The sequence below is a fragment of the Alkaliphilus serpentinus genome (assembly GCF_009017255.1).
GTDB lineage: Bacteria > Bacillota > Clostridia > Peptostreptococcales > Natronincolaceae > Alkaliphilus_D > Alkaliphilus_D serpentinus.
The window spans coordinates 1-6,366 of record NZ_WBZB01000072.1; the positions used below are offsets into that span (position 1 = coordinate 1).

Below are 6,366 nucleotides of genomic sequence, written 5' to 3' on the forward strand. Positions count from 1 at the left end.
TCACGTATTACAGGAATGCTTTCCTATTATTTAGGATTGAAGCTCATCCCTTCCATTATCTTCTCCTATATTATCAATATTATTTCTCACATCATCCCCCCATCTAGCAAGCTGCTTTAGGGCAGGAACTAAATTTTCTCCACTTTCTGTAAGGGAATATTCCACCCTAGGGGGTATCTCCATAAACTGCTGTCGATTTATAATATTACAATCCTCTAAATCCTTTAATGTTTGAGTGAGCATCATGCTGGTAATTCCATTGATACCCCTTTTTAGCTGATTGTATCTCATTCTTCCATTTTTGCTTAATGCCCATATTATCGGCAAACGCCACTTTCCTCCAATAATATTAAGGGCAAAGGTTAATGGACAGCCGTCAAGATTGTTCTTATACAATTCTTTCTCCTTCATAGGATCCCTCCAATACTCAGTTTTTCCTTACTTAGTCAGAAAAACCTGCATACTTGCCATAAGTTTTCCAACTGATATAATCATACCAAAGGCTAGAAATTAATCAAAGGTCTTTTAAAGTTTTTTATAGAAGGGAGCTTATTATGGTATGGGAATACATTATGAAAGAATTTCAGATGACAACATCTCTTGTGTTAAAGATTTGTGTAATGAATTAATGACCTATCAAAAATCAAAGGCCCATATTCATCCAGAATGGTTTGATAATATGTCTTTTGAAAGTAGATTTATCCCATCCTATAAGGGTGCCAAAGCCAACTTTCTGATGGTGGCAAAGGATGGTGATGAGATTGTAGGATATACCTATAGCAATATCTCAAATAAAACAACCTATTCAGGAGGCTTCGCAACCCTTAAGGCGGTTGATTTCTTTGATTTCAACTCTGTTAAGGGCCATGAGGTTGGCTGCCTTTCACAATTTTATATAAAGGACAGTTATCGCCAAAGGGGTATAGGAACCGTTCTGTTTAATGAAAGTATGAATTGGCTTAACTCCTTTGAAGGGATTAAGGATCTATTTATTTTTGTATCTAATGGAAATAATAGCGCATTAAAATTCTACGAGGAAAAGAGTTTCAAAATAAGCCATGAAATATTAGAGGGCTTTATTACAGTGTTGAGGAATAGTTAGGGTTAACAAAAGGGATAAATGCTGGTTTTATCAGCCTTTATCCCTTTTTGCTATATTTTAATAATTATTCTATTTCCCTTAACCTTTCTAAATGCTTTAGACTCAAAAGGATACCATTGTTTAATGCAACATCCCCTTCAAAAGTAAGATTTTAATCATCTTAACCCTCGTCTAAGTGTGGGATTCTACTCTGTAATCAGTTCTATTAAGCTATTAAGCTTCACTAAACCTTCTTCTTGTAAATATTCAAAAACTGATTGCCAGTATACTTTATCTTGTATAAAGGTCTTCGAAAATGATTGAATTAGTTTAAGTAACAATTCATCATTCATTCCCTTATGATAAGCTGCTAATCCAATTAAATTAAATTTCACCAACCCGTAAATCACACAGAGCTTTAAATAGGAAGTCCAAAGGTCTTTTAAATTTAATAGTTCCCTACTGTAAACAAAAACTGTGTTTACCATAAAGTTCTCTAAGATATAGGAGTTTTTATCTAGATAGGGTCTTAGATACTTTTCATAACTTCTTTTATAATACTTCTCCAGCTCCTTTTTACCCGAAAAAGCGTCTAGAACCTCCATCAAACACTCTATGTATCCTTTGGAGAAGAAGCTTATACTATCTCCTTCTCTAAATTTCATAGCAAGAAGGGTGTTTAAATGATGAAACTGCCTTAAATTCTTAGACTGCTGCTTGTTTTTAATTATGGTCTTAAAGTCTCCTACATCCATTTGCTTCCCTACATCTTTGATCATTAGTAGAACTTCTTCAAAATGAGGATTCGAAAAATCAATCTTCAATATTTCCTCTAAGAAGCCTCCCACTGATATAATCCTTTCACTTAGTTCTGTTTTGGGCATTTGTAGGAGGTTAATAATAGTTCTTCTAATTTCATTTATCATTTCTATTTGTTTTAAATCCTTTATGGGTGATGAAACCACATATAGGTTATTAAAATCTATAGAATCCATAATACTCTCTAGCTCTATAGGCTTATTATTGATTAAAGCTTCTTTGGCCGCCACAGAGCAAGACATTTCTAATCCCCGTTCTACTACATCCCCTACCTGAACTATTGTACGGGGATAGGTTTTGCAGGTCTTTGATAAGCTGTTTTCCCCCATATTAATATATACCTCACAGAGGTTATTTGTATTTAAAAATGGACAGATCATTTCTTTGTTTAGATTAATAATTCCATAATCATTAGCATCTAAGGAGGTGGGGTTCATAGTAAGCCCTTCCTTTACAATCCCCTTAATGATGCCATTCTGGCTCTGAATATATTTGTCATAGGTGCTTTTATCAATGATTATCCTCCACCTTTCACAGCAGCTCTCTTGACAATTATCTGGATCACACTGAAACCTAGTATAATATTTAGGCTGTAGTACTTTAAATACCTTCTCCATCTATCGATTAATCTCCTTATTATAGAATATGTCTTTATATAAGTATCTAAATTTCTAAAGAATCAGTATCCCTAAGACCTTTTACATAGTCTTAGATCTTTAACTTTCTCTATTATATCAAATTTATTCCTTAATAAAAAATGCCTTATACCTCTGCTCTTCAGGAGTATAAAGCACCTTTTTTCCCTCGGTAGAGCTCTTCAGTAAGACGCAACTAACCTTGTATAACAATCATCCAAGTAAAATTCACTAGGTGTTTATATTTAAAACCAATACCCTTTTTATCTATATATGTCTTAAGCTTCTCAACATCGCCATAGAACTCCTCTTCTATTGTTTCCCATAAATCCTCTCTACCTCTAGCTATAAATTCCTGTTCTTTCTCTTTTCTTTTTTCTTCATTAAGAAACATTAAATCTCCTATTACAATTTTGCCCTCGGGTTTAAGAGCCCCTAGCATATAATCAATGGCCTTTTCCTTCTCTGCTTCTGTTAGATGATGGAATGCATAGGTAGTTACTATACAATCAAACTTTACTCCCTCAATATAGGTCTCATCTAAAAAGTTCCCAAGCTTCACCTTCATTTTAGGATACTTCTCCTTACATTGTAGTAACATCTCTAAGCTTTGGTCTATTCCATATACTTCAACCTGCTGGCTATATCTCCCTGTAAGATTGCCAGTGCCGCAGCCTAAGTCTAAAATCCTCTGACAAGAAGTTGTTGCAATTTCTTTTCTAACTTCCTCTAATACCCTGCTGTAATCCTTAAATAGCTCTAGCTCATCGTTATTGTTGGTTAGGGATTCATCATATGTTATTGCCCATGTATCGAAATTCCACTGATCCCTCCAGCTACTCATTGTTCTTTTATTATTATCTAGAGTCTTCCCCATAGCATTAAGATAAAGTTGCTTGTTCATTTCATCATTTAACACCTTATCGATGCTTTCTTCTAATGTCCTTTCAATATTTTTCAGGACTTGGATCTTTTTATTTATTGCTTGTTTTTGTAAATAAAGGCTTCTAACAAAAATATGCTCATCGTCTATACTCTTATCCTGTAACCCTTTAATATCTTGTAAAGAAAAACCCAAGTCTTTTAGTAAAAGGATTTCCCTCAGCCTTAATATGTCTCTTTCACTATAATTTCTGTAACCATTTTCATTTCGTGCTGGTACTACTAAGCCTTTTTCTTCATAAACCCGTAAGCCTTTTGGTGTTAATCCTAACCTATTACAGACATTCTTTGTATTCATGTAAAACACCTCCCCCTAAATAATAAACCCTGCCCCAGGGGCAGAGTCAATACTTATATGAAAATAAATTATATTTGATGTATTCATAAACTAAACCAAAAGACTTCTGTATCGGCTTGATTATTGTATTTTTTTAAATCTCTCCTAAAGAACCTGTTAATTTCATTGACAATTTCTGATGTGAATGCATCTATTTCTATTACGACCTCATTTTCAATAAGGATATTGGCTTCCATATTGATTTCCAATTCTTGCAGAGTTGCTTCTTCTCCATCTATTGTAACTTGAAGATCTTCAGATATCTCATACGCTTTGGTACCTACTGTTATATGATAGATGCCTATTAGGTCTATATCTTTAATTTCACCATGTACAATTTTACTATCAACCTGTGTGGCTTCTATCTTGATGATATCGTTATCTACTAAATAAATGATCCCTGTCATCCCAAGCTGTAAATCCTCTAATTCTGCTTCTTCTTCATTTATCGTTACAATGGCTTCCCTTAAAAGGTGATATTCTTGGTTATCAATTGATAAATGATAGATGCCAATTAAGTCTAAACCGGTTATTTCTCCTTCAACCTTGTTGGTTTCTATTATTTCTGCATAAATTTTAAGGATTTTTCCATCTGCTAACTCTGCTTCCACCGTCATACCAACTATTAAGTCCTCTAAGGTTGCAGCTTCTCCGCTTATTTTAACGATTACTCCTGTTGCTAATGGGTAATCTACTCCATCAATGGTGATACTTCTTTCTTGTAGATTTATGGCTGTTATCTTACCTTGTGCCTCTAGTATTTCTTCTTTAAAGGCATTTACTTCTACGATTTCACCATTTAATTCAACAGCATTAATTTCCATACCGACTCCTAAATCTGCTAATGCTGCCACTTCATTATTTAATCTGATTTCCACTTTTTCAGCCAATTTATATTTTACTTCATCTATTGCTATATATTGATCTTCAACATCTATACCTGTTATTTCGCCTTCTATTTCTTCAATGTCAAATTCAACAATTACCTTAACAACCATGTCTTCATGTAGTTTTGCAACAGCAGTTATGCCTATTTCTAAATCCTCTAAGGTTTTTGATAATCCATTGATAACCACCTGGGCATTTCTAGATAGTGAGTATTCTTCGTCATCTATTTCTATATGATAGATTCCGATAAGGTCTAAGGCTGTTATTTCACCTTCAACTACTTCATTTGCCATGCTCTTAGCATAGATTTCAACTACTTCTTCCTCAATTATTTTAACTTCAGCCTTCATTCCTACTTCTAAATCTTCTAATTCTGCTGCTTTTTCATCTAATAAAACTTCTACTTCTTCTGCTATTTTATATTCTTCTTCATCTATTTCTATATGATAAACTCCGATGAAGTCTAAGGCTGTTATATTCCCTTCTACTTTTACGTCTCCACCTTCAACACTTTCAGCCTCTATTTCAGCTTCTTCCTCTTCTATTTCAAGTTCTACTTTCATTCCTACTTTTAAATCCTCTAAGTCCGCTTCTTCTCCGTCTACTTCAATCTCTACTTCTTCTGGTAATTGGTACTCGTTGTTGTCAATTTCTATGACTTTGTCATCTACATCTATCCCTGTGATATAACCTTTTACTTCAATTTCGTCATTGTCATCATCGTCATTGTCATCATCGTCATTGTTATCATCGTCATCATCGTCATCCATACCGGCGTATATTTCTTTTAATATTCCACCGGGTAATCCATTAAGGATACCTGCTTCCTCTAGCTCCTCTAATGAATCCTCCGATAAATCTAGCCCTAGAATGATTTCCTTTAAAATCCCCGGGGGCAATAATTTACCATTTTCAATAATTAATTCAACTGCTTCTTCCTCTGATAAATCAGTGTTTAATATGTGATTTTTGATTTGCCCTGGTGCCATTCCGCCTCTACCGTTGCCTTTACCTGGCGCTGCGAAGGCCCATGAGGTTCCTATAAGAGTAAAAACAGTTATAGCTAAAAGAATCGATAATATTTTTTTAGATTTCATTCTTCACACTCCTCTTTAAGTTCATATTTTTAAATAATAGATATTTTAATTTTTATTGTTTATATGTCTTACTCAATCTGACTATTTTCTTATATTTCATATAACGGAGCCAAATGAATTGCCATTCTTACATTAAAATCGGATATTTTCTAATATTCACCTCCTAAATTGTATTATTTTGATGTTGATTTGTCCGTCATTATATACATACGTAATTTGATATATATTTTGGGCCCTTATTTTGGTAATAATTTAAAAATAAGAACCTTACCCATCATCAGAGTTTGTTGATTGCTGCAGGGCCCTTGTATTTTCACAAGAACAAAAGCATTTCATGCGTTAATTTTCTATGGTTAAAATGCTTTTGTTTTCCAGAGAACCCATGCGTTCTCTAGGACACTTCGTTTTCGGTCGTCTCACCGTCTCGACGCCGTTCGTAGCATAGTGTCACTTATTCGTGACACAACTCGCTTCTCCTTATTTTTATAAGGGGGGTGCCCCCTTAAAATCCCCCCATTATATAGGTAACAAGAGACTTTCCTATTAAATAAAAAAATCTGAAGCTTT

Annotated in this window: 5 protein-coding genes; 1 reads left to right on the forward strand and 4 read right to left on the reverse strand. The window is 34.2% G+C overall.

Features of this window, described 5'->3' with window-relative positions; genetic code table 11:
• Positions 1-30: 30 nt before the first annotated feature.
• Positions 31-411 (reverse strand): winged helix-turn-helix transcriptional regulator, encoded by a 381-nt coding sequence (locus F8153_RS15555; protein WP_151867279.1) that lies wholly within the window; start codon positions 409-411, stop codon positions 31-33.
• A gap of 148 nt (positions 412-559) precedes the next feature.
• Here F8153_RS15555 and F8153_RS15560 point away from each other — a divergent pair, with 148 nt between their 5' ends.
• Complete coding sequence (locus tag F8153_RS15560; RefSeq protein WP_151867280.1) at positions 560-1,102, forward strand: GNAT family N-acetyltransferase; 543 nt, start codon at positions 560-562, stop codon at positions 1,100-1,102.
• 185 nt (positions 1,103-1,287) lie between these two features.
• Here the strand turns inward: F8153_RS15560 and fliB are convergent, their stop codons facing one another.
• From fliB to F8153_RS15575, 3 genes are all read right to left on the reverse strand, one after another.
• Positions 1,288-2,517, reverse strand: coding sequence for a flagellin lysine-N-methylase (fliB, locus tag F8153_RS15565; RefSeq protein WP_151867281.1), 1,230 nt, complete (start codon positions 2,515-2,517; stop codon positions 1,288-1,290).
• Positions 2,518-2,731: 214 nt separating this feature from the next.
• Positions 2,732-3,775, reverse strand: coding sequence for a MerR family transcriptional regulator (locus F8153_RS15570; protein ID WP_151867282.1), 1,044 nt, complete (start codon positions 3,773-3,775; stop codon positions 2,732-2,734).
• Between the two features lie 83 nt (positions 3,776-3,858).
• Positions 3,859-5,799: a hypothetical protein gene (locus tag F8153_RS15575; protein ID WP_151867283.1), complete on the reverse strand. Its 1,941-nt coding sequence runs from the start codon at positions 5,797-5,799 to the stop codon at positions 3,859-3,861.
• Positions 5,800-6,366: the final 567 nt, after the last annotated feature.